Raw genomic sequence first — 26,571 nt, forward strand, 5'->3', positions numbered from 1 at the left:
TCTATAACTTTTTATAAAAAGTTTTATTCAAAGAATATGTACTGCCGTAAGATTCTTTATTCTTTAATAAACCTTGATTCAAAGTAAGCCCAAAATTCTCAGTTGAAATTCCCCATGAGATTTTTTTGTAATTTATTTTTTTTGCTTCAATTATCATAGAGTAGTACATAAAACTCATAGGACTTAATTTTGCAAATTCTTCTTTTGAACATAAATATTGAGTATGCATTGTTTTTGTTTTTGGAAAATAAAATACTACAGACCCTGCAATTATATCATTATTTAACATACATTTGAAAAAAGAAATATTATCAATAATGTATTTTTCTTTTAATGTAATAAACTCATTTAACGAATGAACCGGAGCAACTCCATACTTTTGTAAATTTAAAGTTATAAGATTATGTAATATTCTTATCTCATTATTTGATTCTATTTTTTTATATTTTAGATCTTTTTTCAAACAATTATTTATATTTGTTCTTTTCCCTTGAGAAAAATTAGAAAGTACATCTTCATCATACTTTTCTAAATCAATATATGTATTTAGTTCAGAATATTGCTGATATTTTTTATAATATAAAAGATATTCCAAAAGTGCGGGACTTTCAATAGATAAAATATCCGGTGTTATTTTTAAATAAACCGAAGTAAAATTATTTTCCTTTAAATACTGTTCGAAAGTTTCGATTATTTCCAATAAAGCAGCGCCGCAATAGTGTTTTTTGTCTATAATTATGCCGCCATACGTTGAACCTTTGTGTGAAAAAAAACAAGATACATCTTTTGGATCTTTACAAGCAGGAATGACTGCTGCCAAGTTATTTTTTTGATTAAAAATTAAAAGAGAACAATCTTCAAACCGCTCTTTCGGATGATAATTTAAAAATTTTCGGCTTTGTAAAAAAATTCCATTTACGGACTTATTTAACACAAAATCATCCCACAGAGATTCATAACTACTATCATAACGTATAATTTTAAACATTTTTCTGCCTGTATTTTAAAAACTCATCATAACTGCGGATATAATCGTCCTCGATATAATATTCCGAAGCAAGAACAAGGGCAACAGAACCGAATGAAAATTCCATAAGATTTCTCCAAATACCCGGAACAATAAGCAAACCATTTGACGGGTTATTTAAAAAGAATTTTTTTTTATTTGAGCCGTCACCAAGTTCAACCTTAAAAGATCCCGAAGCAGCAAGAAGAAGTTGAAATAATTCTTTATGAGCATGAGCTCCCCTATCCTGATTTTCAGGAATTCCATAAAGATAGTATATACGTTTAACATCAAATGGTAAGAGAGTTCTATTATCAAGACGAGTAAGATTAGGTACAGTTCCTTTAGTTAAGTTTAAAATTTTGCAATCTTCAATGGAATACGGCATTAAATCTTCCTCACATTAAATTCTTCAGTTGAAGATATAATCAATACCACAGTATTTTCTGCAAATCCTGATAATATAAAATCAGTATTTTTAGCGATGTATACTCCCTTATTTGCATTCTGCAAAAATATACCATTTATAAAATTATCAGCATTGCTATTTTTAAATAGAAAAGACCCCGAAAGTGCAACAAAAAAGAAACTAGAACTCTTATTATCCGTAAATTTATATTGATCATCAGTATTATATATGTTGAGAAGTCTTACACCCTTAATTTTAAAGGGTATACTTCTTTCACTTTCAAAAAAAGAAAGATTTCCACGATCGTCTGTAACCTTAGGAAGTTCTATTTCTTTCATATTCATATCCAACTATCAGTTAAAACAATTAATGTAATCCGAACATTTTTTTTATCAATACTTTTACATCATTATATAGCTTTTCTTTATGATTTTTACCGATAACATTTTTTGAATTTATTTTATATAAGTCAATATAATCTTTGTACTGAAAATCAAATTCATTAGTATTAAAAAAATCTTTATTATTTTCAAGACAGCTAACAAGACGTTCAAAAGCCCAAGAGCTTAAACGCACCTGTTTATTTTTACAAGCATCAATAAGAAATCTAAATTTTATTTCTTTACGATTACAGGCTTCTAAGTGCGGGAAAATTTTTTTCATGTCATCATAGCCTAAGCTTAAATAATTATCAAGAACAAATTTGCTTTCAATAGAAAGGCACATATCAAGCCATTTTGTTTTACCGCTTAAATTTATTATAGGATTTGAAAATCTTCTATAATAAACAGTAGGTTCATCAACCACAGCTATTTTTCCGTGTATTAAACAGCGTACATTTAAATCATAGTCATGCATCATAATCAGATTCCGATTATAAGCGGCAGTTTTTTTAAATAAAGATTTTTTAAATGACACACCGGGAGAAGGGATATCATTTCCTGCATAAAAAAGGTGGTTAAGCATCTTATATTTATCAAAAAAAGGCTGTTCAATAACTTCATTTAAATCATTGCCGTTTTCATCGATTACTTTAAGTTTTGGAAAAACCGTTTCAACTAAATCATCTTTTTTAAATTGCAACATTACTTGTTCAAGATGATTCGGAAGCAAAATATCATCACTAGCAATTAAAGTAACATACTCCGTATTTGCTTTTTCAATTCCATCATTAAAAGTTGCTCCCGGCCCCCAATTTCGTAAATGCTTAAAATAACGAATTCTATCCGACAAGTATTCTTGTACAACAAGTTCAGTATCATCTTGTGAGCAATCATCAACGATAACAATTTCAAAATCCTGATAAGTTTGTTTTAAAACACTTTCTATTGTTTGAGAAATATATGCGGCTTTATTATATGTAGGAATTACGACCGTAATTTCAGCATTCATATCAAAATCTAATCCCTTTTAAATAAGTCTCTCGTATAAATCTTATCCTTAACATCGTCAAGACATGAATCATACCTATTAGCAATTATGACACTACTCATTTTTTTAAATTTTGCAAGATCATTTACAACAAGACGTCCAAAAAAAGTTTTTCCGTCATTTAAAGTAGGTTCATAAATAATAACATCAGCGCCCTTGGCTTTTATCCTTTTCATAATTCCTTGAATGGAACTTTGACGGAAATTATCGCTATTTGATTTCATAATAAGACGATACACACCAACAACTATCTTTTTCTCATTATTTGCATTAAACGATATGGAATCAGAATAATCATAATAGCCGGCTTTTTGCAAAACCCTATCGGCAATAAAATCTTTGCGTGTTCTATTTGATTCTACTATTGCCTGAATAAGATTTTGAGGAACATCCTGATAATTAGCTAAAAGCTGTTTTGTATCTTTCGGGAGACAGTATCCTCCATATCCAAACGATGGATTGTTATAAAAAGAGCCTATTCGCGGATCAAGACAAACACCTTCTATTATAGACTGAGTATTCAAGCCCTTAAGTTCTGCATAGGTATCAAGCTCATTAAAAAAGCTTACTCTTAAGGCAAGATAGGTATTTGCAAACAATTTTACAGCTTCAGCTTCAGTAAAATCCATAAGCAGGGTATCAATGTTCTCTTTTATGGCTCCTTCCTTCAATAATCTTGCAAAATCTTCAGCAGCTTCCGTAAGTCTCTTGTCTTTTAAATCGGTTCCTACAATGATTCTGCTTGGATAAAGATTATCATAAAGAGCATTACTTTCCCTTAAAAATTCCGGACTGAATATTATATTTTTACTTCCGGTTTTTTCCCGTATTGTTTTTGTAAAGCCGACCGGAATAGTAGATTTTATTACCATAACAGCATTAGGATTATAAGTCATAACAAGCTTTATTACAGCTTCAACAGCACTCGTATCAAAAAAATTTTTTTGCGGATCATAATTAGTAGGAGTCGCAATAATAACAAAATCTGCATTGGAATATGCAAATGCAGCATCAAGCGTAGCTTTAAGATTAAGAGGTTTCGTTAAAAGATAGTCTTCAATCTCTTTATCTTGAATAGGAGATTTTTTATTATTTATAAGATTAACCCTATCAGGTACTATATCTACGGCATAAACTTCATTATGCTGTGAAAGGAGAACAGCAATGCTTAAGCCTACATAGCCGGTTCCGGCTACCGCAATTTTATATTTTTTCATTTTTTATTTTTATCTCCGCGACTGTAAAAATCTAACCAAACCATAGGGAAGCAGATATTTAATAAGTTTTTTCACAGTAAATTTATATTCTACATTCTTTTTGTTTACTTTACATTTATATTTTTCGGTCTCGGATAATAAGGCAAATAATTGATTCATATCGCCTATATCGGCCGTTTGAGTAAAACTATTACTATCAATTGATATTTTTAAGTATTCAAAACATTGTTTTGCATAAGAATTAGAGACTTTGATAAAATACTCAGGATACTTATATTCAAAATACCGAAAATAATCATAAAATGCCTGAGCATGGAGGAGATTATGATGAAATTTATTTGTATTGGTCCATATACCATCTTGATGCATTCTATAAACAGCAGCAAATTCATTTTTAAAATAAGCTTTACCCTTATGCAAATGAAAAATATATCTTTCAGTATCTGCCCGAAAAGAAGATTCGCTATATGTTCCTATTGCATTTTTTATAATTTCAGGGATACCATTATTATATACAACATTTCTAAAAATACTTCCGGCTGTTTGCGTTATGATAACCTTATCTTGCAATAAATCATTAAAAGAAAAAACACTGTCTTGTACTTGAGTTTTGATATAAGGCTCATGTGAGCCATCATCATACAACATCATACAGTTAGAACTATAAATTGTAAACTCTTTATGAGTATCAAGAAAATCGACAGCTTTTTGTAAAAAAAACTCATCCGTATAATAGTCATCAGGATCCAACACACAAAAATATTCGGTTTCAACCCTCATTTGAGCTTTTAAAATGTTGGAAAGTAATCTCTCATTTTTGCCCGACAAAATAATTTCAATGTTATCGGGATGGGTTTTATGAAAATCTTTTATTTTTTCAACAGAACCGTCTGTCGAACAATCATCTGTAATAATGAGCTTTACACCAAATTTTGTTTTTTGATTTAAAACTGAATTTACAGCTTCGGTAATATACCGTCCCCGATTATACGAAGGCATTAATACGGTTATTTTATTCATAAGCACACCAATTAATATATCTTATTTAAACTCAATAACAGTATCTTGAGTTTTATTTTGGTAATTTTTAATACTAATTAAAAAATATATAAATTCGAATAGGAGGATAAAAAGTCCTATTGTTATTTTTATCAAACCTTTTACTTTCGAAACAATTGATATTCTATTTTTCATCCCTGTAAAATTTGAATAGAAGGTTGAAAATACAAGAGAACCTTTTAAAAGCGAAAAAGGAAGGTTTCCTGTTTTTGAAAAGCACAAACATTTTTTCTTATATCTTCCAGCGATAATCTATTAGGATTCTTACATTCAGAATGGAAATATCTAATTTGACTTTCTGAATAATCATAGCAGAATTCAGGAAGTTCTTTTTCTATCTTTTTTATATCATCAAAATACTTAGGATATCTTCGAAACATTTGCGTATTTTGAATCGATTTTTCAGGAATAAAAATTTGACCTTTTTTAACATGGTCTTCATCGGATAGATCTAAAAAATTTTTTATTTTTGATAAGCTGTCTTCATAATCGTATATCAAATTTTCAAATTGAATATGAAGTATATTGTCTTTGTTATTTTCTTTTTGAGGCTTAATGCATTGTCTTCTATGTTTATAGTATTTAATCCAAGCATCAACATCCCATGTAGGAATAAACCATTCTCCATATATTTCCTTGTTCATTACGTAAAGGTCTCGAGGATCTCGATTCGCAATCAAGGCCTTAGAATTTTTATAATACATAAGCTCATTAGGTGTAGTAGAGGTCGCAGTATAAATAGCATCTGCTAATAAATATCTTTTATTTTGCATATATGATGGTGAAAATACTTTTTCGATATAAGCTTGAGTTTTTTGGTAAAAATCATCTGTAAAATCGGCATAATATACTTTTCCAAAAGGAGCAAAAGACGGCTCCCAGTGATATGGTTCATACGCTGCATACTCACGGCTTCCATACAGATACTTATAAAGCTTACCGGCATTTTTAAACATTTTACTTTCGTTTTTATCAAGAAAACTATAGTCATAATCCTTATGAACGGCACCTAAATACCAGTCAGAAATAGAATCTATATATGCTACAGCACAATCATAAAAAGTATCACCAAAATTATTTTGATATAGTGGATCTAAAGAAGCAATTTTTGCATTAAATAAAAAAGATTTTATAGCATTATCTATGCCATACCTTGTTTTAAGGGCAATTTCCAGCGGCAAAATATTATCAGTAAAAAATTTACATTCAAATTGGCCTCTATCCGCAATCGAATATATGCTTTCAAATTCTTCCAATACATTTGTTAATGCAGAACCTCCTGATTGAGCAAAACTTGATGTTCCGATTATTGTTGGTGTGGGCATAGTAAACTCCTATTACTTATAGAGGCACCTATAAAAACCTATTTTTCAGTACCGATTTATTACTCGCCAATGTTTTTATAAACTGCCTAGTGCAAAAATTAGATTCTTTATCTTGGGTCTTCTTATTTTTCATTTTTTATACCTACTATTCTCCATAATTTTATTTCTTAAAACAGCCAATATCAGCATAAGGCATATGTTAAGTTCATCATTATTAGCGAGAATATTGCACAAACTTTGTTTATTTGATATTCTGTTTGATCATCACTTATGTTGTATAATCTTTGTAAGATTGTTATTTTAAACATCATTACATAATCGCATGCATATTTTCCGCCTAAATCTTTTGCTTCTTTGTTTAATGCTTTTTAAATATTGGTTTAAATATTTCCCAATTTATTCTTCATTAAGTTTCTCAAGACTATTTCATAGCTTGTTTAAGACTCTTAAACTATCTCCTCATAAAATAATCATCTTTGCTTCATACTTCAATTTATCATCTTTTTTATTTTTTAAGGCAGGATGGGGAAAAAAGGGAAAGAAGTCCTTTAATCAATAATATCGCCTATGGAATTTAAACCATAATAACATGGCAAACCTGATTTAAATTTTTCAGATAAATCAAATCTATCTGATAATAAAGAATTGGTTTTATGATCTATAATATGTTCATTTCTTATTATTTCAGCCCAATATAATATTTCATCTATTGTTTTCACCGTTATACATAATTTTTCTGCAATCCACTTTGCAATACAAACCCCATAATAAATATCATCCATAAAAAATCGATGTTCTTTATCTAATTCCCACAACCCATTATGATTTTGTATCACAGGTGTTTGAATAGTTGTTAATGTTGGGGAATTAACAAATGATTGTTTTATATCAGTATTGTTTGATTGGTATGATAATCTTTCAAGTGTCAAATAGTCAAGCATATATGTATAATCATTTTTTGGATATAGTTTTATAATTTCCTTTCTAATTTTAGTATAGTCATTATCAAGAGCTGATAATGTATCAGCAGAGACTTTATCATAATCACGATAGAACATCGGAACATCATCTTTATGCTTCCAAGTTTTTCCATATACTTTATATAATCCAAAACATCTGGAAGTATGTATAATTTGATTATCAACGGAAAGTGTTAATGAAATAAAATTTTTGCATTGCAGTACTTTACCTTGTTTAAACCATTTATAACAGATATTATTGAATAACTCATTATTCAGTTTTTCAAAATATAAATCAGGAAAAACAGTTGCAATATTTACAGCTTTACTGCCATATGTTACAGCATTTTTACCATAGTTTTTTACTCTACAAACCCAAGGTATCAAACCAAACGCAAATGTAACAATATTGGTTAATGAATATTTTTTCTTAATTTCATCAACCATCCAATTAAAACCGCCTTGACCATATATTGTCCCGATAAATACAGTTTTTTTATTATTTATGTATTTGGCTATTTGATTTAAAGCAAATCGGTATTTATGTACCGGCATACACAATATTATATAATCAGCTGCTGGAATTATTTCTTCTGGATTTTTTGATGCTTTTGTGAGTCTACCTGAAAATGTATTAATAATTTCTCCAGTAGCATTTTGATATTCTAAGCTGACAACATCATTCCAGCATTCTGGTTTTGAAGTAAGAACAGAAACATCAAAATCTGAATCATCCAAAAGCGGAATAAGAGTATGCGCACTACTTCCACCACCAAATATTACCAATTTTTGTCTCATATATAACTCTATGTTCTATTATAATTCTATACTTAAATCAATTTGTGATTCAGTATTACTATATAGATTACTTTCGGTGCCTCCTGTTGGTAAAAAAGTGAGCTCACCAAAATAAATTCGATTTTGTTCACTGTATAAATCAACACGCACAAATGGAAAAGGTACAGCTAAACGCTCTGCAAAATGTATCATCTTGTTTATATTTTCTGGTAATACCGTTTTATCGACATCTTTATCATTTTGATAATATTCACGTACATAATTAAGATTCTTATCAAAAAAATAAAATTTAGGATTTCCGCTTGAGCGTTCAGCACAAAACATTAAAACTTCAAATTTACCATTTACACAATATATTTTATAATCTTCCGGTAAGTCATTGTGTTTCGTTTCTATAAGTTTTTCACAAATAATCTTTTTCTTTATAAATTTATATTGAGTTTCAGCATATAACCTCCAATAATCTTCACATAACCACTCCTTTAAAATTAAACGAGTTTTCGTAACATCTAATTTTGATTTATCATTTACAATAATATTATACCCGCAACCATGATTACATTTTAAAACAAACTTATTAGGTAATTTATCAAAATCAATTTCATCAGGACTATTCCATACACCAATTAACTCGTTTAATATCTCACCACATTCACAACTTTTAACATAATCTCGCACGCGATACTTATCGCAACACTCAGTTATTAATGGATGATTATAATATGTATGCAGTTTTAACCACATACACTTTTCATTTAAAGTTTTAGGATTTTTCAAATCAAGTTTTTTACTAAAAGCTTTTTTGTATAAGTATTTACTCGCGTATACAGGAGAAAATGTTGAGAGTAATATTCTTAACCATGTTCTATCCTTGTACAGCCAGTTTTTTATTAAGTGATATGGAGGTAATAAAATAGGTTTTAAAATTTTTTTTAGTGCTTTGTTCATAATAAATTCCTTATTTGTAAAAAAATTATTTATACAATAAGTTCTACAAGAATTAAGTTTTTGCTCACTAATTTCATAACTGTTTCAGAGGCTGTTTCTAATGTTATATGAGGCTGCTCAGTCCGACGAACATATACGCTACAATCTTTTGGGATAAAATATTTTTTTAACAAAGGTATTCTTCTTAAAACAAATGATATACATCGCCACGGAAAGAATACAATTGTATAAAAAAAAGCTAGTATTCTATTTTTTCTATTAATAGATATAACTTTCTTTTTTATTCGCTCCAGTTTTAAATTATTTATATTCAAAAATTCTAAAAAATAGTCATATTTATTTGAATTTATAAAATCAGTTGTATTTAGCTGTATGTAAGCATTGGCTACCATATTTTCTATTATTCTTTTTGAAAGTAATTTTGTTTGTGTTCTCCGGTTAAAATCGGAGAGTGTCAGTAAAGCCCCCCAAAAATATATTGGCATAAAGCCCAATCTGTAATTTCCACAGCAAGAATGCAATTTAATATTTTTGATAAAATCATCAGACCTTCTAAGAACTTTAGGAGATGTTCCAACCCAACCAAGAGGTATTTCCGAATATAAAAATCTTTTTTCCATACTGACACTTATAGCCGCCATGTTAGCATCAGATATTCCGTACGTCAAGAATTTCGCATTTTGCATTTGCCGCATTTGATCAATTAATGTTTTATGAAATAGCGAAGTTGTATACATTTGAGGCAAATTAAAATAATCATCCTTTGAATATAGACATCTATACATTTCTTTTTTTGAAGATTTAACTCTATACTTTTTCGTTACACTATATGAAACCGCAACATCACCATAATCAGATTGACATCCATTCCAAAAAAAATAAGCACGTCTACTTGCAATTGTTCTGATATTTTTTTTTGCTGCGATTTCTGTTAACATATCTGCAAGCTGAAAAAAATACGGTTGCAATCCGTCATCGCCGCCGACAAACATCTGCCATTGACCGGATGCATGTGTTTGAGCCCAATCAAAATGTGCTGCCATTGTAAGGCGGCTTATTGTATGCAGAACTTTTATATTAGGATGATTGAGAGAATCGATATATTCAGCTGTTCCGTCCGTAGAATTATCATCACTTATAATTAATTCATAATCAGTATAATTTTGAGAAATTATAGACTCTATTGTAGCAGGTAAATAATTTATAACATTATTTACAGGTATTATTATTGAATATTTAGGCTTATTCATCATAACTCCATTATCATTTCATTCACATCAGGTATTTCCAATCTTGAACATAAATTCATATTAGTTCTAAGGGTTCTGTCTATTTTTTCAGGATAAGCTTCACAAATATTTAATTTCAGATTATACTTATTATTAAAGAGATGAAGTAAATCATATTTTGTAACATCGTTAGAAGCAAAAATATGATACAATCCTTTTTGATATAAATCACCGTTTATTATTTTTTCACAGCATTTAGCGTATTCCAAAGTGGTCAACCCGTTCCAGTGATGAGTTTTATAACCGTCAACACTTTTACCTTTTTGTGATTTGGTCCATGAAATTAAGCTTGCATAACTATGTATCTCTTCACCTATAATACTTGTTCGCAGGACCATTGCTTCCGAGCATATCTCGCCGAGTGATTTTGATTTTCCATATATATCCAGTGCATCATGGGGATCTGTTTCAACATATTTACCTTTTTGACCGGAATATACACAATCGGTTGTAATATGTATTATTTTGCAACTATTTAAATTTGCCCACCGAGATAATTCCCATGGAAATAAAGAATTTATTTTGATTGTTGTTTCAATATTTTGGAAAACAAAAGGTTTTATCACTCCTATGCAATTGATAACATAATCTATATTTCGCGGAAGAATATTAAGGCTGTCGTGCAAAAGATCGTACTTAATTGAATTACAACTTAATTTATATTGATCATTTCGATGTGTCGGTATTATATTCAACAAGGAATTTTTAGAAAGGTATCGAGTTACGGCATTACCGAGCATACCTGTACTGCCGAGAACAAGAACACTTATTTTTTTCATTTTATTGCCTCGATATATAAAGATACTTCAGGAACAGTGGTATCAAATAAAACGGTATTTCGTAATATAGGTGAAATACTTTTTCCATATGCAGAAGGTATTATATGTTCAAAATTAGATGAACGTAGAACGTCGATTAATTTATTTTTATTAAACCAATTTATATGATATTCCGGGTGGTTATAATCAAAAGAACAAAGAGAAGAAAAATAATTTAGGGTATTTATATAGTCATTTGAATCCATCAAGCGTTTAAATTCCGATGAAACAATTTTTAGATGATTATCCGAAACAATAGGAGATAAACTTCTAAAACAATATAAAAGAAACATATCTTCAAGACTGGCCTTTTCCAATACATTCATAGGAACTCCAAACCACTGTTCTTCCCACAGTTTTGTTTCGATTGTCTTAGGATATTTCCCAAAAAAAACACAATCTTCACGCTTATAAGCATCATAATAATAATCAATATCCGGCTGGACAATTCTTAATAATCCTTTTGGCTTTAAGATTCGATAACATTCCGATAAAATATTCTTTGCTGCGGCATCGGTTATATGCTCTAAGACATGGCTGATATATATAATTTCCGCACATTTGTCCGGTAGCGGTAATTGTTCCTTTTTCATTAAATCATACTCAATATTAACAATATGCTGATTTTGATCATAAAAATCATTATGATAATCAATATTTGTCCAATACGGATGAAAAAAACTACCGGCACCAATATTATAGAATCTCCGATTTTCAATAGATTCTTCAGAATAAAGCATCCTATATAATCCAGATTCTTCAGTGCTAATTTGAGGATATATACATTCATCTTCTTTAAAACTCTTCTTTGAAATTTCCAGCCCCAGAAGGTTAAAGATTTTTTTAATTATTTTTTTTATATAGCCGAACATAATTTATCCTCTATTTTTTTGAGTTTTCAATTCATTTTGAACATAGTCAAGATTTAACAACATATCTTTTAATTCTTGAACACTTAAACGCTTTGTATTATCCGAGTTATATTCTTCATGTGAGATTTTCGAACCGTATTTTTGTACATATTTTGTATAATTTAAATCTCTAAAGTCGGCAGGAATTCTAAAATAATTTCCCAAGTCTTCAGCTTTAGTCATTTCTTCTTTACTGCAAAGCGTTTCATACATTTTTTCACCGTGCCTGGAACCGATAATTTTTATTTCGTTATCGGCATTAAAAATTTGTTTTACGGCATTTGCCAAATCCATTATAGTTGCCGCGGGAGCTTTTTGTATAAAAAGATCTCCGGAATTGGCATTTTCAAAAGCATACATTACAAGTTCTATAGCACTCGGTAAAGACATCATAAAGCGTGTCATTTCGGGTTCCGTTACAGTTAAGGGTAAACCGTCTTTTATTTGTTGGATAAATAGGGGAATAATAGATCCTCTGGAGCACATAACATTCCCATATCTGGTTGCACAAATAACCGCATTATTATTTTTGATACGTGAATCGCGGGCCTTTGAAATTGCAAGTTTTTCCATTAAGGCTTTTGTCATGCCCATCGTATTAATAGGGTAGACCGCCTTATCCGTACTTAAAACTATAACTTTTTCAACTCCATTTTGGGCAGCCGCCTCCAAGAGATTTTCAGACCCCAGAATATTTGTTTTAATTGCTTCGTAAGGATAAAATTCACACGAAGGAACCTGTTTTAATGCAGCTGCTTGAAAAACATAATTTACATCACGCATTGCCGAATTAATACTCTTAAAATCCCTTATATCACCGATAATAAAATTCAGCTTATCGCTTTTATATTGGATACGCATTTCTTCCTGTTTTTTTTCGTCACGGCTGAATATTCTGATTTCTTTTAAATCGGAGTTTAAAAATTGTTTTAATGCTTCTCCGCCGAAAGAACCCGTTCCACCCGTAATCATCAGTACCTTATTCTTGTAAATATCCGATTTAAATGTATTCATGTATATGTTCCTTCTCCGTATAATTTATACTTTGTATACTATTTTTTTATAATCTTCTGTACCTTACTTTTAAATTTCTGTTTTATAGTTTTTAACTTATATTTCACGGTTCTATGCTCATAAGGAGTTCCGCCCATCTTAATCCAGTGTCTGTAATTTTTTTCCCATGTTTCGTTGTATAATCCGTTCCAAAACTTGGGCTGACCATAGGCATGAAGAATTTTAACAGCAGAAGGCTTAAAAGAATCAGAAGGATGCACACTATATATTTTATCTATAATTCTTGTTACTCCTGCTTTGATATCGAATTCTTGCAATAATAAATTTACGACTGCCTGTTCCGGAAGCAATAGGTATTGTGCGAGTCTTTTTGTATACTCTATACACCATGCATATAAATCCTTATAATCTCTAAGAGTGTCACAAAGAACAAAAAGGGACATACAAAGCCCCTCTCGTTCCAAATCATATTTTTTTAGAAAATTTAGGTTCGAATAATTTCCTTGAAATGCATTATATATATGGCCGCTTGTTGAAATCATAATTTCAATACCTGAAGATGATTTTTCCTTTAACTCAGATAAATCATCTACTATCACTACATCATAATCTGTCCAAATAACACATTCATAATCCTCAAGCAGCTTAAAACATTCGTATTTGCAAAATACCATTGGGCTAAAATACTTCGTTACCACATCTCCAAAATCTGTTACATCATTAAATGGCGATTCATATAAAATAAACCGTGTAGGAAAAATACTATTTATCAACTTCTGATCTTTTTCTGAAATGCCGTCATGAAAAATAACTATTTCATCTGCAAGAGTAGGATTAGTATCCTTTATATTCATTACAAGGCAAGCCATTGCAGGGACATCATTAGATGTTCCGCCTGTTACTATTGCCGTATTTTTTTTCATTGCATATTACTCCACTGTAACATAGGCAAAACACAACCACTCCTTACATCATCGCCAAAATCTGTCCCAATTGATCCTGAAACATCAAAGCTAATAAACGGTTCACATCCAGGATTTATTATATAAGAAACATGATGCAAACCACCCGACATCAAAGCTTTATATTTACCTATATTTAACCAACTATTCGGAATTTGAAACAAGAATTTACTTTTACCTAATTGAAAACTGGTATCCATATTTATATCTCGCACCCACGTGGTAAACACGACCTGACCGCCACTATTTATAAAAGATATACCAAAGTTTAACAAAGGATTGTTTTCTTTTATATCAGCCTCTATGACAAACCTAATGTTTTTTTCATCCCTTGTAAACGAGTTTACTTTCTCACCGTTACTATTTATTATATACATTTTTTCAGGAGTAAAAAAAATACTTTTTAAATCACCATTGTTTATCCATTCACTTTGTCTTGTATCAACAGAACCTGCAGTTTGGTACTCCTCAATAACCTTATCAATACTGTTATTCTCAAATTTTAATCTACCCTTCTCAAGAATAACCCCCTTATTACAAAGAGATTTAACCGCTGCCATATTATGGCTGACAAAAAGAACCGTTCTCCCCTGTCCTGTCGAAAGTTCACTCATCTTCCCAATAGCTTTCTTTTGAAACTCTGCATCACCTACAGCCAGCACTTCATCGGCTATCAGTATATCGCTATCCAAATGAGCGGCAACTGCAAAGGCGAGACGGACATACATACCGCTTGAATAACGTTTAACCGGTGTATCGATGTGTTTTTCAATACCGGAAAAGTCTATAATCTCATCAAGTTTACGGTCAATCTCAGACTTTTTCATACCCAGTATTGCACCGTTAAGATAAATGTTCTCGCGGCCTGTTAACTCTCCATGAAAACCCGTTCCTACTTCCAATAGGCTTGAAACCTTGCCTTTTATCTTAACGAGTCCTTCAGTAGGAGTTGTTATACGGGAAAGAACTTTTAAAAGAGTTGACTTCCCTGCTCCATTCTTTCCTATTATACCGACCCTATCTCCCTGCTTAATATCAAAAGTTAAATCCTTTAATGCCCAAAATTCGGTATCTGAACCTAAGTATTTATCTTCACCAATTTGCGAATGAGGGTCTTCTTTTCCCCTTTTTAAAGCCCACCAGCTTTGAATGTCTCTAAAAAGAGCTCCATTGTTTATTATTCCCAGTTTATACATCTTAGAAAGATGTTCTATTTTTATTACAGTATTTGACATTTTACATTACACCACATCAATAAAGTTACGCTCATTTTGATTAAACATAATAAGCCCTAAAAATAAAAAGAAAAAAGTCAGCAAAATACTCGAAATAATTGCTTGCATTGGAATCCCACCGGCCCCATAAAACAAAACCCTAAAAAGTTCAATAGGAGCATTCATGGGGTTAGCATATAAGACCCAATGGAACCTTTGAGGAATTTGAGATACAGGATAAACTACAGCCGTAGCATACATTGCAAGATTTAAGGCAAAATTTACTAGGAGTCTTAAATCTTTATACTTAGTTGTTAAAGCCGAGATAACCATCCCCATGCCTGTTGCAACAGCTGCAATCCAAATCAAAATAAGAGGAAAAAGAAGAGCTAACAAAGAAGGTCTTAAAATATCTGAAGTTACTAAATAATAAACAAAAAAGCCCATTAAACACAAAAATTGCACCAATATTCTTGTTACATTACCGGCAATATTACTTATAGGAACGGTAAGACGAGGAAAATAAACCTTTCCAAATAAAGATGCATTATTTACAAAAATATTCGTTGCATCGGTGAAACAACCTGCAAAAAAAGACCATAACATAGTTCCGGCATAATAAAATAAAATATGCGGAACGCCGTCAGTACTTAACTTTGCCAAATTACCGAATACAAAGGCATACATGACCGTCGAAATAAGCGGATTGATAATAAACCATAAGGGGCCCAAAATAGTCTGCTTATACTGTGTAACAAAATCTCTCTTTATAAAAAGAGCAATCAAGTCCCTATATCTTATTACATCTCGTATAGGTATATCCAAGAGTTTTCGTTTGGGTTCAATAATTAAATCCCACGATTCTTCCGCTTTTGTTATAGCCATAAATTATTCCTTAAAAATTATTCAAAATATTCCCATGCAGGCATGATTTCAACTCTTTTGTCTTCCTGCACAAAAACATCATGCGAATTTTCCGTAAGGATTATTCCTTTTTTCAATTTGAAAAAATCCATTGCAGATAACAAGCCTTTTATTTCCCGCTCCGTGTTATCATGCTCCAATTTTAAGCACACTTGAATACACATAGGGGTAGTATACGGATTGATAACAAAATCACATTCACAATTACCTTCGTTATAATAATAAATTTGCTTATCGTCAAAACTGCCGTATTTTCTACGCAACTCGTTAAATACGAAGTTTTCTAAAATATGCCCGGCATTTTCACTAAACGCAAAACCGGCGGTGCGTATAAAACCTATATCCGTAAAATAAACTTTTTTCGGTGCAAGGCTTTGCGCTTTTTGCGACCATGCAAATTTTTGAACCAAACTCAATAAATACGAGTTTTCAAAGTACGAAAAATATTCCAAAATTGTCGTATGAGATTTTACACCGGCAACATTTTTTAGTTTGCTGGGAGAAATCAAAGAACCTGCATGTGAAGCTAAAAAAATATAGAGTCTTTGTAAAGAGCGTTCATCCCATACATTGTACCTGACAGCTATATCCCTGTATAAAATATCTTTTTGAAGCTGTGTTAAAATTTCGGGGTTTTTTAATTTTAAATACTCAGGAAAACCGCCCATTTGAAAATATTTCTTAAAAGAATTATATCCTCTTTTTGTCTTTGAAAAAGTTAAGTATTCGGAATATGAAAAAGGAAAAAGTTCTTTAACAATATGTCTTCCTGTCAGTTTTGTCCCCAGCTCCCTGCTTAAAAGTGAAGCATTGGAACCCGTAAGTACCACTTTAAAACCTTGATCAAGTTTTTGGCGTACATACAGTTCCCAGTTTACTGCAGTTTGAATTTCATCAAAAAAGATGAGTTTTATACCGGTTTCATCTATTATTTCGTCTAAGATTCCATAGTCCGAAACGGAAAATTCAAGCAGACGCAAATCATCAAAATTTAAATAGAAAAACGGTTTTCCGGCCTTTTTTATAAATTGACGCAATAAAGTGCTTTTACCGCACCTTCTTACACCGCTTATAACAAGAGCATGATTTTTTATATCAGGAAGAAAATTTAAAGCAAATCGAAAAACACCGTCATCGGTATTCTTTATACTTTCAGCCTGACTTAAATATATCTCTTTTAATTTCGCCTTTTGCATATATAAAAGTATACACAAAAATTAAAATATGTCAATAGCAATGGCATAAATACGTCGATACCATCAACATATTTATACCATTATAAATGGAATATTATACCCCAACTCCAATACCTTTCATATACTCTTCAAGTTTTACGGTAAATCTGCGCATTTCCTTCGGCTGAATATCGCCTATATTGGCAATGCGGAAAGTATTGATATTGCCTAGTTTTCCCGGGTAGATAGTAAAGCTATTTTCCGAAGCAAAGTCATGCAAGGCTTCAAAACTGTATTTGGGAGTTTCGGGTTCCAAGATTGCCGTTATAAACCTGCTTTGATGTTCTTCTTTTACCAGCATTTTAAGTCCGAGCTTTTTAACGGCTGCAACCAAAATATTCCAACATTCGCTGTAACGCTCATACCGCTTTTGAACCGTTTCCTGTTTTGTTTCTAGCACAGCCTGACGCAGGGCATACATGGTTTGTACGGGAGGTGTAAAGCGGGTTTGGTGTGTTTTTGCAAAATAGGCGTATTGGTCATAAAGATTTAAATAATAATTCCGCATAGGATAATCTTTTGTTTTTTCAAGCTCTGTCTTATTGCAGATAACAAAACCTACGCCTGCCATTCCTTGAATGTTTTTGTTGCTGGTAGAAGCCATAAAATCGATACCAAGCGTTTTTAAGTCCATAGGCATTCCGCAATAGGCACTTACGGCATCTACCAAGGTTACCATACCGTATTTTTTTGCAATAGGGCAGATAATATGCAAGGGGTTTAAAAGTCCAGTCGTTGTTTCATGGTAAACACAGGCAATGTGGGTATATTTTTTTGTTGCAAATTCGGCTTCAAGTTTTTGTAAATCCAAAGGCTCATATGTCGAGCTTTTAAAAACATCCATATGAATTTTATAAATCTCGGCAATTTTAGCCATTCTGGCGCCGTAAGATCCGTTATCTATTACCAAAAGTCTACCCGTATCGGGTACACATGATGAAACCATAACCTCATCGGCACCCGTACCGGAACAGCCGAACATAACGGTTTCATAATCAGCGGGATTGGTTTCAGGCGAAAGAGCAAAAAGTTTTAGCTCATCACAGAGCCATTGCATTAAGTCGCCGAAAACTTTTTCACGCGGACAAATATCGGCTGCAACTTGGGCATATTTTACGCTGTCGGTAGTAGTTGCAGGACCGGGATTAAGCAGCACCTCTCGGCGTACGGCACGCAGCTGCTCATTTTCGATTATACGCGGATAAACATTTTTTACAGCCATCTCTAAGTGGTCTTCATTATCTATTTCACGCCAAGCCAGATATTCTATCTTTTTTATTGCAAGAGTTTCGGTTTTAGCAACTTCTAAAAGAGCATGCTCATATTCCATCTTAGGTAAGTCGTTGTGATGGGCTTTTGCAAATTCACACATCTTATTCAATGTGCTTTTGGTCAGCTTTGTAATGCCGACAAGCTCTCCGAAAATATTTTTTAAAACGTCTTTATTTTTTGAAAGCCCTGTAAGACAAGCATTCCCGTCAGCTTCTAGATAAACCTCATCACCGGACCGGGTAGCACCGCTTGCCAGTATAAGATTTTTCCGAGCATCGTTTATAAGAGAAAATAAACCTATGGAATCATAAATAAGATCGGACTCCAAAACTAAAAAACTTTCGTCTACAAAGGGAGCACAAACTTCAAGGGTTCCCATACTGCCGGTATTTGCATAATTTTCATTTTTTACCGTTATAATTGCAGGATATTTTTCGGCAAGCCTCTCATAGTACTCACTGCAATGTCCCGTTCCGATAACAATCTTCTCAATTCCGTGAGCAAGAAGTTTTTTTACAGATTGCTCGACAATTGCAGTACCGCCTATTTCTAAAAAACCCTTAGGCATGGTTTTGGTTTTATCTTTTAAACGGGAGCCTAAACCTCCGGCTAAAATTACAGCTTGTTTAATCATGTTTCCCCTCCAAAAACTCCATAAAAGCTTTTTTATTCTCGATAGGAGTAGACTTAGGCCGTCCTAGATCAGATCTTGAACCTTTTGATACCAAGACTTCAATAAGAAAGGTTCCTTCCGCTGAAGACAAGTCTTTTAATTGAGCTTCAAGTTCCTCAAGAGTTTTAACGGTTACAACCTTAGTATACCCACAGGCAAAGGCAATACCGCAAAGATTTATTTTTCTACCTACAGTAGGCTGACCACCGACCGAATCGTGTGCTCCGTTATTTAAAGCTATGTGTATCATGTTTTTAGGTTTTTGTGAACCGATTGAAGTCAAACCGCCTAGGTGCATAATGGCAGCCCCGTCTCCGTCTATACAAAAAACCTTTTTACCGGGCTTACTTAAAGCAATTCCTAGAGCAATTTGAGAGGCATGACCCATTGAGCCGACAGTTAAAAAATCTTTGGCATGACCTTGGCCATGCTTATCACGCAGTTCATATAATTCCCTTGAGATCATTCCCGTTGTAGAAACAAAACAAGAACTTGAAGGAGCACTTAAAACTATTTTTTCGATTGCTTCCTCGCGGCTCATCTCGGCAGGAACAACCTCATTCGCTTTTAATTTATACGAATCAAAAATTCCTTTACGTACGATAATCGCATAGGGAGAGCTTGATTCCTTTATACGGGAGTAAGCCTTTTCAACTTGAACCTTTGCTTCACCCTCCTCATCCGAAAGAATACAATAGGGTATCTCCATCGCATCAAGGATAGAGCAAGTAACCCTACCCTGCTTTATATGCTGAGGTTCATCATGCACATTAGGCTCCCCGCGCCAACCTATTACCAGCAGCATCGGCACTGAATATACTTCCTTATCCGCAAGAGAAAGAAGAGGATTGACCGTATTTCCCAAACCCGAATTTTGCATATAGACGAGAGGAACGGTTCCTGTTGCAAAATAATGCCCCGCAGCAAGCCCTACGGCACACCCCTCATTGGCTGCAATAATATGGTTTTTACCTTCTACATTATCCGTAATATAGGCACAAAAGCTTTTTAAAAGGGAATCAGGAACACCCGTAAAAAAGCCGGTTCTATTTTCTTTTAATAGTTCATAAAAAAATTGAGGTCTTATCATTTATTTAGTCCCCGGAATAAGTTCCAAAATTTGTTTAATCGAAAGGCACAGGTCATTCACTTCCAGTGAACGCTCTGCCTCTAAGATGGTCTGAGCAACTTTTAACATAGCAGGATAAGAAGCTCTTAACATGTGATTGGCATAGATGATTATATTTGCTCCCCACGCAGCCAATTCCTTTTCGGTAAACTGATTATAGGTAGTAGGCACCAAAACTATGGGAACCTTTTCGTATTCCTTTCTAAAGCGCTCACAAAACTCTTTTATATCGTTTCCGTGCTTTTCCTTACTGTGAATCATAACGCCGTCGGTACCTGCCTTTACATAGGCAAAGGCCCGTTCCAAGGCTTCATCGACAGAATGACCTGCTATAAGAGACTCAAGACGGGCTATTATCATAAAGTCCTTTGTAACTTGTGCCTTTTTTCCTTCGGAAATTTTATGACAAAAATCGCCTACATCAGCCAATTCCTGTTTTGCCTCAGTTCCAAAAAGGCTGTTCTTCTTTAACCCTGCCTTGTCTTCGATTATGATGGCAGAAACTCCGTTACGCTCAAGGGTCCGAACAGTAAAAACAAAGTGCTCTGTTTTGCCTCCTGTGTCCCCATCGTAAATAATAGGTTTAGTGGTACATTCAAGAATATCGGTTAAACTTTGTAAACGTGTTGTAAGGTCAACAGCTTCTATATCGGGCTTTCCCTTGCTGGTTGAATCAGTTAAACTCGAAGACCACATGCCGTCATAGCGGTGTACACCGTCATCTTTTTGCACTTCAAGATTTTCTATTATAAGTCCGGAAAGACCTGAATGAGCTTCCATTATACGGACAATAGGCTTAGCCTCGATAAGACGGCGGAGTGTTTTCATTCTTATTTCGGGAGTAGTGCCTATGCTGTGCATGTTTGAAGCAAGCGCACTTGAATTGATTCCCTTTGTGTACGGAACTTCAATAACCTTGCCGCCCCACTCTTTCATTACTTCGATGACTTCATCCCGAATCTTGCTTAAAGAGCCGATTTTCCAATCATCGCCGTGAATAATAAAATCGGGCTTAAGCTTTTTTAAATTCGGAATATAAGACCAATCTTCCTGAGGAATAACCTCGCCTACACCCTTGATATTTTCAATAACCTGCTTACGCTGCTCATAAGTGAGATACGGAAGTCTTTTATGCGAAACAATAGCAGTATCTGTTAATAAGCCTATTATAAGATGCCCATGCTTTGCACCTTCGGTAATGATGTTAATAATCCCCGGGTGAATGATATCACCGGTAAGTCCCAAATATACTTTCTTTTGCATATATAAATACCTCAATAAAACTTAAATTTCTTTTGTTATAAACTCCATTCCTACCCTATCAATATGCTCCTTCAAGGCAGGGTTGGTAATTTCCTCATAAATCAGTATATCAGCTAAGTAAGGAAAATCCGATTCAGCTATTTCGTCAATCAAATCGCCGAGCGAATAAGGTGAAAAAAATTCAACACTCTTCAGTGCTATATCTATATCGCTTCTTTCGGTATTGGTACCCATTGCACGAGAACCGAAAACTATTGTCTCTCCGCTTTTAATGTGTTTTTTTAAAATACCAATCAATATTTTTTCTTGAGTTTCCGTTAGCCCAAACTTCATAACACACACCGGTCTTTAGAGCGCCCCGGCTATATTTCACTCTTAAAATAATCGTACATTTTTAACATTTCAGGATAAAAAGCTTCCTTTATGTTTTTTAATATTTCGAGGAGCTTTAAAGAATCGTATGTATGACTCATCAAATTTCTGCTGTTAGTCATTTCAATCCAAACATCAATTTCATCTACATATTTACTTTTATAAGCATCCTTAAAAACATACTTAGGTGATATACGCTCAAAACTAATGCCGTCAAACTCCATCTTATCCTTTAGAGTTTTCCAGAGAAGTTCAAAAGTATATTCAAACCGCTGTACAATACCTTCCTGAACAATAGCCTCATATTCGGATAAATTATCTTTTGACTCGACAATTTCCCTTAAGAGCAAAAAAGCTTTTTCGAAATTTTGAAAGCGCTGTTTCCAGCGGATATTTTCGATATGGTTCATCATATTAACTCTTAAAAACTTTAAATAGATTAATCACTCTCCCGCAGGCAGCTTAACAAGATTTCACGCATAAAAAAAGCTCTTTTTTTCAAAAGAGCATAAGAAACCTTTGCTTTTTTATAATTTTTATAAAAAAGCTCATCTTAAAAAAAATGACCAGCTGCCTGCAAAAGATCGCCGAAACAGATTCCAATGCCGGAAAAACTTTAATACACTGTGATAATACTACAAAAAACAAAGATTTTCAATAGGTTACACCTACTTAAAATAAAAAACAAAACACCAGCTTTTACTCCTGATCATAGTCGTTTTTATGCAATTCTATTATTTTTCTGTGCAAAAAATGATCTACGGTATCTTTTTCAGCCATACCAATAGGTTCTCCATTATCGCCGACTATAGGAACAGCATAGATATCTTTTTCGGTATAAAGCTCATATAAATCTTTTAGGCCTGTTTTTTCCGAGCAAACGATATCGGCAGGCTGCATGATATCCATGGCAAAAACACAGTCATAAATAGCAGTCATTGTTAAGGTTTCCTTCAGGTGTTCCAAACTTATCATACCGGCAAGAGTGCCGTCACTGCTTCGAACGGCATAATTTAGGTTAGGACTGCGGCTAAATGAACCTATTATAGCACTTAAGGGAACATTTTCAGGAATAACTGCAGGAGAATCGGGAGAACAAATTGTTTTTCCGTTTAGCATAACGTCCCCAACCGATAAGGTCTTCATTAAATCCTCTTCGGTAACATCAAGACCGCATTCTCCGGATCTTTTTACCCCGTATTTTACACAAATAGGACCTACAAGCTGAACTATAAAGGTTGTCGCAGTAATTATAAGAAGGATTGTAGGACCTATCGTATCTGAAAAATCATGTCCCGCCGAAATAGAAAGACCGATGGCAACACCTGCCTGACTTAAAAGACAAAACGGCAGATATTTTCTAACAGTTTCGGGAGCCTTTGTAATCCATGAACCCAAAATAGAACCTATTGTCTTTCCTAAGGTACGCAAAACAACATATAAAAGAGCCAAAAAACCGACAAAGGGTGTTACATTCCAAATGTTCAATTTAGCCCCGACTAAAACGAAAAAAAGCACATAAATGGGAGGCGTAAAATTTTCTACCAAGGTAAAGGTGGAACGAGTTTTTGCAGGAGCAAAATTAACCATAAAAAAGCCTAAGGCCATTGCAGCTAAGATGGTATCCAGACTAAGAAGATAAGCAATACCTGTGGAAAGAAGAAGACAGCCCAATGAAAAGCCCAAAATTCTTCCTGAATCCGTCATCATATTTCTTATAATCAAACTTAACAAAAAGCCTATCAGGCTTCCCAAACAGATAGAACCAAAAATATTGTATAAGAGCAAAAGAATCCGGTTTCCAAAGCTTGCAGTTTGAGCTCCCAAAAGAGAAGCCGCTATTGAAGAAGCAAGGGCGTATAACACAAGGGCTACGGCATCATCCATGGCGACAATGCCTAGGACGGTAGTTGTTAAGGGTCCTCTTGTCCTGTTTTCGCGCAAGACATCAGTAGTTGCAGCAGGAGCTGTCGCAGAAGATATGGAACCCAAAATTAAACCTAAAGAAATAGAGGCGGCAAAATTCTTTGTAACAAAATATGCAGCAAGAGAAATTACTATAGAAACCGTTATAAAAGGAACTATGGATTCAAAAATCAATATACCGACAAACTGCGTTCCGTATTTTTTGATTACCTTTGTTTTTAATTCCCCACCGATTAAAAAACCGATAAGAGCTAAGGCAATGCTTGACAAGGGATCCAAGGCAGTAATTACTTGTGCCGACAAAATTTGGAAACCGGACTGCCCTATTATTATACCGATTACAATATAACCTACAACCTGAGGAATCTTTATTTTTTTAAAAACGGTTCCTCCAAGAGCACCTAAAAGCAATATTATGCCCAAAAGTAAAATAAGATTTGTATTTTCAAGCCGTGAAAACTGCATAAAAGCGGGAAGGAATTCAGCCAATTTATTCATAATCATAAATATTATCCCTTTCAAAAAAAAATGTAAATACGATTATGTAAGAAAAGCTCGAATTTTTTAATATTTGTTTTTTATCGGATAGTGTTTTTATTCGGATAGATTGAAACAAAAGTTTTCGCTAAATTGACAAGGACTTAAAAAGAGTGTAAACTCCTCCTATGACCCTGTATGAATATTATATAATTTACCCTGATGGAGAAAAACAAGAAATAGGAGGCCCGGTATCCATAGGAGCCTTTTTAGACATTAACGGAAACGAGCTGCCTCAGAGACTTCCTACAAATAAGATGATAGTTTATCAGGTACAAAGTAAACGCACTATCGAAAATCGCGGAATAGTTCAAATTATATATGTTGTAGAACAGCTTGATGCCGAAGAGCTTTTAGATTATGTCTAAAGACTCACAATCATCTATAACCAAATGATAAATACCTATAACGAAAGTGACTTGCATAAAAGCCTAAAAGAATACTTTTGTCCAAAAAACGGAAAAATGGAGCAGCCTCTTTTAGGCAGCATCTGCGATATTCTTTGCGATACAGGACGTGTAATAGAAATACAAACCGCAAATTTAAGCGCTTTAAGATTAAAGTTAGAAAAATTTTTACCGGCTCACAAGGTTTTAATCATCTACCCCATAGCAATCGATTCATATATACAAGTTTTAAATGAGGACGGTTCAACACGGCATAGGAGAAAAAGCCCTAAACACGGATCCTTTTTTCAAATCTTTAAAGAACTTTCAGGTCTTTATCATTTGATAGACAATAAAAACTTAAGCTTTAAACTTGTATATATAAGCGCTGAGATTATAAAAACTGATACGGGAGCTAAAAAAAGAAGAGCTTACCGCCCCGGAGTCATAAATAAAAAACTTATAAAAATACACAGCACCGAAGACTACAAGAATATGAAGGCTATATGCAAAAAAGTCCTGGGTCTTCTCCCTGAAGAATTTACAAACCAAGATATAAAAAAAATTGGAGCAAAAAAATATGCTTCTTATACAAGCTGGTTTTTAAGCAAGGCGGAACTTGTACAAGCAGAGGGCAAAAGAGAAAGGCTTAAGCTTTATAAGAAGATATAAAAAAAAGGTTAAAAACATCCATAGGAGTTTTTAACCTTTTTCTATGATAAAACTTAAAGTTTCAAGGAAAATTTTTACCAGTTATCCGACATATCGTCCTTATCGCGCATATCAACTTCATATAAGTCGCTTACAACGCGAAGATCATCAAAGTAGATGTAATAATGACCATAAGCTTCTTCAGGATCACATTCAACTCGGAAACCTACAATCTTAAGTCCCATGCTTGTGCCGTAGTGATAGTCCTTTTGGATGATACCTGTCTTTCCGGCAGAATTCTGCGGGGGAATAGCGACAGTCATCAGCTTCCAACCGGAATGATTGAGTTTTCCTACATAAAGCTCAAATCTCTTTCCCCAAAAGTCTTCTACTATCAATTTCATTGTGTGGGGATAACTTCGGCCTACAACCCAAACACTTGCAGTCTTTGCAATTCCCTCCACAGGGAGAGCCTTTGTTGCATGAACTTCAAAGGAGTTATAACCGCGTCGATAAAAAGAAACTTTTACACCAAGAACTTTTTCATCGGTAAGCTCAAGCCCTTCTTCTGCAGGAATAGGCTTCTTATTCATGGGATTACCGTTAAAGAGTCTGGAGCGGATTACACCTTCATCAGCCGACATCTTTGCATACCAAGTACCTTCACTTTCAAACTTTTCAATAGAAACTTCTTTAATCCTCTGCTCGGCAGAATCAATACCGATTTTATTGGGATCAGCAGCATCTATTGTAGAAAAATCATTTTGCTGGGCAAAAGAAAATGCAACAAAACCTACCAAAAACAAAATTATAGCTATACTCTTTTTCATTATCTAACCTCCA

The 26,571-nt window shown here is 33.4% G+C and carries 27 protein-coding genes; 2 read left to right on the forward strand and 25 right to left on the reverse strand.

What is annotated here, in order from left to right; genetic code table 11:
- Position 1: 1 nt before the first annotated feature.
- The 24 genes from E4O07_RS06240 to E4O07_RS06355 all read right to left on the reverse strand — a co-directional run bounded on the left by E4O07_RS06240 (position 2) and on the right by E4O07_RS06355 (position 24,652).
- Positions 2–988: a GNAT family N-acetyltransferase gene (locus tag E4O07_RS06240; RefSeq protein ID WP_253687987.1), complete on the reverse strand. Its 987-nt coding sequence runs from the start codon at positions 986–988 to the stop codon at positions 2–4.
- Entirely contained in the window at positions 981–1,394 is a 414-nt protein-coding gene (locus tag E4O07_RS06245; protein WP_253687988.1) for a sugar 3,4-ketoisomerase, read from the reverse strand. Before E4O07_RS06245 ends, E4O07_RS06240 begins: the two co-directional genes overlap by 8 nt.
- A complete protein-coding gene (locus E4O07_RS06250) occupies positions 1,394–1,753 on the reverse strand; it encodes a WxcM-like domain-containing protein (RefSeq protein ID WP_253687989.1) in 360 nt (119 codons plus the stop codon). Before E4O07_RS06250 ends, E4O07_RS06245 begins: the two co-directional genes overlap by 1 nt.
- 28 nt (positions 1,754–1,781) lie before the next feature.
- Positions 1,782–2,807 carry a glycosyltransferase gene (locus E4O07_RS06255; RefSeq protein ID WP_253730591.1) on the reverse strand — a complete coding sequence of 342 codons (1,026 nt, stop codon included), beginning with the start codon at positions 2,805–2,807 and terminating at the stop codon, positions 1,782–1,784.
- A gap of 8 nt (positions 2,808–2,815) precedes the next feature.
- Positions 2,816–4,063 (reverse strand): nucleotide sugar dehydrogenase, encoded by a 1,248-nt coding sequence (locus tag E4O07_RS06260; RefSeq protein WP_253730592.1) that lies wholly within the window; start codon positions 4,061–4,063, stop codon positions 2,816–2,818.
- 9 nt (positions 4,064–4,072) lie between these two features.
- Positions 4,073–5,083 (reverse strand): glycosyltransferase family 2 protein, encoded by a 1,011-nt coding sequence (locus E4O07_RS06265; RefSeq protein ID WP_253730593.1) that lies wholly within the window; start codon positions 5,081–5,083, stop codon positions 4,073–4,075.
- Positions 5,084–5,301: 218 nt separating this feature from the next.
- A complete protein-coding gene (locus tag E4O07_RS06270; RefSeq protein WP_253687993.1) occupies positions 5,302–6,447 on the reverse strand; it encodes a sulfotransferase family protein in 1,146 nt (381 codons plus the stop codon).
- Between the two features lie 182 nt (positions 6,448–6,629).
- Positions 6,630–6,758: a transposase gene (locus tag E4O07_RS13500; RefSeq protein ID WP_371921956.1), complete on the reverse strand. Its 129-nt coding sequence runs from the start codon at positions 6,756–6,758 to the stop codon at positions 6,630–6,632.
- A gap of 237 nt (positions 6,759–6,995) precedes the next feature.
- On the reverse strand, positions 6,996–8,204 hold the full coding sequence (locus E4O07_RS06280; protein WP_253730594.1) for an NAD/NADP octopine/nopaline dehydrogenase family protein: 1,209 nt from the start codon (positions 8,202–8,204) through the stop codon (positions 6,996–6,998).
- Between the two features lie 18 nt (positions 8,205–8,222).
- Positions 8,223–9,152, reverse strand: a complete 930-nt coding sequence (locus E4O07_RS06285; RefSeq protein ID WP_253688017.1) for an ATP-grasp fold amidoligase family protein — start codon at positions 9,150–9,152, stop codon at positions 8,223–8,225.
- A gap of 29 nt (positions 9,153–9,181) precedes the next feature.
- Positions 9,182–10,405: a glycosyltransferase family 2 protein gene (locus E4O07_RS06290; protein WP_253687995.1), complete on the reverse strand. Its 1,224-nt coding sequence runs from the start codon at positions 10,403–10,405 to the stop codon at positions 9,182–9,184.
- Positions 10,402–11,220, reverse strand: a complete 819-nt coding sequence (locus E4O07_RS06295; RefSeq protein WP_253688019.1) for a sugar nucleotide-binding protein — start codon at positions 11,218–11,220, stop codon at positions 10,402–10,404. The genes E4O07_RS06290 and E4O07_RS06295 overlap by 4 nt, the downstream gene beginning before the upstream one ends.
- Positions 11,217–12,131 carry a class I SAM-dependent methyltransferase gene (locus tag E4O07_RS06300; RefSeq protein WP_253687997.1) on the reverse strand — a complete coding sequence of 305 codons (915 nt, stop codon included), beginning with the start codon at positions 12,129–12,131 and terminating at the stop codon, positions 11,217–11,219. Before E4O07_RS06300 ends, E4O07_RS06295 begins: the two co-directional genes overlap by 4 nt.
- A gap of 3 nt (positions 12,132–12,134) precedes the next feature.
- Entirely contained in the window at positions 12,135–13,184 is a 1,050-nt protein-coding gene (locus E4O07_RS06305; RefSeq protein WP_305879953.1) for a polysaccharide biosynthesis protein, read from the reverse strand.
- Positions 13,185–13,222: 38 nt separating this feature from the next.
- A complete protein-coding gene (locus E4O07_RS06310; protein WP_253730595.1) occupies positions 13,223–14,107 on the reverse strand; it encodes a glycosyltransferase in 885 nt (294 codons plus the stop codon).
- On the reverse strand, positions 14,104–15,381 hold the full coding sequence (locus E4O07_RS06315) for an ABC transporter ATP-binding protein (protein ID WP_253687999.1): 1,278 nt from the start codon (positions 15,379–15,381) through the stop codon (positions 14,104–14,106). The genes E4O07_RS06310 and E4O07_RS06315 overlap by 4 nt, the downstream gene beginning before the upstream one ends.
- Before the next feature lie 6 nt (positions 15,382–15,387).
- Positions 15,388–16,239 carry an ABC transporter permease gene (locus tag E4O07_RS06320; RefSeq protein WP_371921966.1) on the reverse strand — a complete coding sequence of 284 codons (852 nt, stop codon included), beginning with the start codon at positions 16,237–16,239 and terminating at the stop codon, positions 15,388–15,390.
- Positions 16,240–16,262: 23 nt separating this feature from the next.
- Positions 16,263–17,480, reverse strand: coding sequence for an ATP-binding protein (locus E4O07_RS06325; protein ID WP_253730597.1), 1,218 nt, complete (start codon positions 17,478–17,480; stop codon positions 16,263–16,265).
- Positions 17,481–17,574: 94 nt separating this feature from the next.
- A complete protein-coding gene (locus E4O07_RS06330; protein ID WP_253688004.1) occupies positions 17,575–19,425 on the reverse strand; it encodes a 2-aminoethylphosphonate aminotransferase in 1,851 nt (616 codons plus the stop codon).
- On the reverse strand, positions 19,418–20,554 hold the full coding sequence (gene aepY, locus E4O07_RS06335) for a phosphonopyruvate decarboxylase (protein ID WP_253730598.1): 1,137 nt from the start codon (positions 20,552–20,554) through the stop codon (positions 19,418–19,420). The genes E4O07_RS06330 and aepY overlap by 8 nt, the downstream gene beginning before the upstream one ends.
- Positions 20,555–21,856, reverse strand: coding sequence for a phosphoenolpyruvate mutase (gene aepX, locus E4O07_RS06340; protein WP_253730599.1), 1,302 nt, complete (start codon positions 21,854–21,856; stop codon positions 20,555–20,557).
- Positions 21,857–21,877: 21 nt separating this feature from the next.
- Complete coding sequence (locus tag E4O07_RS06345) at positions 21,878–22,189, reverse strand: nucleotidyltransferase family protein (RefSeq protein WP_253688005.1); 312 nt, start codon at positions 22,187–22,189, stop codon at positions 21,878–21,880.
- 29 nt (positions 22,190–22,218) lie between these two features.
- The gene (locus tag E4O07_RS06350) at positions 22,219–22,641 is read right to left on the reverse strand and encodes a nucleotidyltransferase substrate binding protein (RefSeq protein WP_253688006.1); all 423 of its coding nucleotides are present in this window, start codon (positions 22,639–22,641) and stop codon (positions 22,219–22,221) included.
- 286 nt (positions 22,642–22,927) lie between these two features.
- Positions 22,928–24,652, reverse strand: coding sequence for a cation:proton antiporter domain-containing protein (locus tag E4O07_RS06355; RefSeq protein ID WP_253730600.1), 1,725 nt, complete (start codon positions 24,650–24,652; stop codon positions 22,928–22,930).
- 167 nt (positions 24,653–24,819) lie between these two features.
- Between E4O07_RS06355 and E4O07_RS06360 the strand changes: the two genes are divergently transcribed.
- Positions 24,820–25,059, forward strand: a complete 240-nt coding sequence (locus tag E4O07_RS06360; RefSeq protein ID WP_253688030.1) for a hypothetical protein — start codon at positions 24,820–24,822, stop codon at positions 25,057–25,059.
- Positions 25,060–25,083: 24 nt separating this feature from the next.
- Positions 25,084–25,749, forward strand: a complete 666-nt coding sequence (locus E4O07_RS06365) for a DUF8091 domain-containing protein (protein ID WP_253688031.1) — start codon at positions 25,084–25,086, stop codon at positions 25,747–25,749.
- Positions 25,750–25,823: 74 nt separating this feature from the next.
- On the opposite strand, the gene E4O07_RS06370 is transcribed toward E4O07_RS06365, so the two are convergent.
- Entirely contained in the window at positions 25,824–26,558 is a 735-nt protein-coding gene (locus tag E4O07_RS06370) for a flagellar filament outer layer protein FlaA (protein ID WP_253688032.1), read from the reverse strand.
- Positions 26,559–26,571: the final 13 nt, after the last annotated feature.

It is taken from the genome of Treponema sp. OMZ 798 (assembly GCF_024181385.1).
In the GTDB taxonomy this organism is placed as follows: Bacteria; Spirochaetota; Spirochaetia; order Treponematales; family Treponemataceae; genus Treponema_B.

Excerpts from the sequence above, each read along its gene's own strand:
- E4O07_RS06270 (WP_253687993.1), bottom strand. The coding sequence starts at position 6,447 with ATGCCCACACCAACAATAATCGGAACATCAAGTTTTGCTCAATCAGGA.
- E4O07_RS06280 (WP_253730594.1), bottom strand. The coding sequence starts at position 8,204 with ATGAGACAAAAATTGGTAATATTTGGTGGTGGAAGTAGTGCGCATACT.
- E4O07_RS06330 (WP_253688004.1), bottom strand. The coding sequence starts at position 19,425 with ATGATTAAACAAGCTGTAATTTTAGCCGGAGGTTTAGGCTCCCGTTTA.
- E4O07_RS06250 (WP_253687989.1), bottom strand. The coding sequence starts at position 1,753 with ATGAAAGAAATAGAACTTCCTAAGGTTACAGACGATCGTGGAAATCTT.
- E4O07_RS06255 (WP_253730591.1), bottom strand. The coding sequence starts at position 2,807 with ATGAATGCTGAAATTACGGTCGTAATTCCTACATATAATAAAGCCGCA.
- E4O07_RS06305 (WP_305879953.1), bottom strand. The coding sequence starts at position 13,184 with ATGAATACATTTAAATCGGATATTTACAAGAATAAGGTACTGATGATT.
- E4O07_RS06295 (WP_253688019.1), bottom strand. The coding sequence starts at position 11,220 with ATGAAAAAAATAAGTGTTCTTGTTCTCGGCAGTACAGGTATGCTCGGT.
- E4O07_RS06345 (WP_253688005.1), bottom strand. The coding sequence starts at position 22,189 with ATGAAGTTTGGGCTAACGGAAACTCAAGAAAAAATATTGATTGGTATT.
- E4O07_RS06290 (WP_253687995.1), bottom strand. The coding sequence starts at position 10,405 with ATGATGAATAAGCCTAAATATTCAATAATAATACCTGTAAATAATGTT.
- E4O07_RS06370 (WP_253688032.1), bottom strand. The coding sequence starts at position 26,558 with ATGAAAAAGAGTATAGCTATAATTTTGTTTTTGGTAGGTTTTGTTGCA.
- E4O07_RS06355 (WP_253730600.1), bottom strand. The coding sequence starts at position 24,652 with ATGAATAAATTGGCTGAATTCCTTCCCGCTTTTATGCAGTTTTCACGG.
- E4O07_RS06360 (WP_253688030.1), top strand. The coding sequence starts at position 24,820 with ATGACCCTGTATGAATATTATATAATTTACCCTGATGGAGAAAAACAA.
- E4O07_RS06245 (WP_253687988.1), bottom strand. The coding sequence starts at position 1,394 with ATGCCGTATTCCATTGAAGATTGCAAAATTTTAAACTTAACTAAAGGA.
- E4O07_RS06240 (WP_253687987.1), bottom strand. The coding sequence starts at position 988 with ATGTTTAAAATTATACGTTATGATAGTAGTTATGAATCTCTGTGGGAT.
- E4O07_RS06300 (WP_253687997.1), bottom strand. The coding sequence starts at position 12,131 with ATGTTCGGCTATATAAAAAAAATAATTAAAAAAATCTTTAACCTTCTG.
- aepX (WP_253730599.1), bottom strand. The coding sequence starts at position 21,856 with ATGCAAAAGAAAGTATATTTGGGACTTACCGGTGATATCATTCACCCG.
- E4O07_RS06315 (WP_253687999.1), bottom strand. The coding sequence starts at position 15,381 with ATGTCAAATACTGTAATAAAAATAGAACATCTTTCTAAGATGTATAAA.
- E4O07_RS13500 (WP_371921956.1), bottom strand. The coding sequence starts at position 6,758 with ATGATGTTTAAAATAACAATCTTACAAAGATTATACAACATAAGTGAT.
- E4O07_RS06310 (WP_253730595.1), bottom strand. The coding sequence starts at position 14,107 with ATGAAAAAAAATACGGCAATAGTAACAGGCGGAACATCTAATGATGTC.
- E4O07_RS06325 (WP_253730597.1), bottom strand. The coding sequence starts at position 17,480 with ATGCAAAAGGCGAAATTAAAAGAGATATATTTAAGTCAGGCTGAAAGT.
- E4O07_RS06350 (WP_253688006.1), bottom strand. The coding sequence starts at position 22,641 with ATGATGAACCATATCGAAAATATCCGCTGGAAACAGCGCTTTCAAAAT.
- aepY (WP_253730598.1), bottom strand. The coding sequence starts at position 20,554 with ATGATAAGACCTCAATTTTTTTATGAACTATTAAAAGAAAATAGAACC.
- E4O07_RS06265 (WP_253730593.1), bottom strand. The coding sequence starts at position 5,083 with ATGAATAAAATAACCGTATTAATGCCTTCGTATAATCGGGGACGGTAT.
- E4O07_RS06260 (WP_253730592.1), bottom strand. The coding sequence starts at position 4,063 with ATGAAAAAATATAAAATTGCGGTAGCCGGAACCGGCTATGTAGGCTTA.
- E4O07_RS06285 (WP_253688017.1), bottom strand. The coding sequence starts at position 9,152 with ATGAACAAAGCACTAAAAAAAATTTTAAAACCTATTTTATTACCTCCA.
- E4O07_RS06365 (WP_253688031.1), top strand. The coding sequence starts at position 25,084 with ATGATAAATACCTATAACGAAAGTGACTTGCATAAAAGCCTAAAAGAA.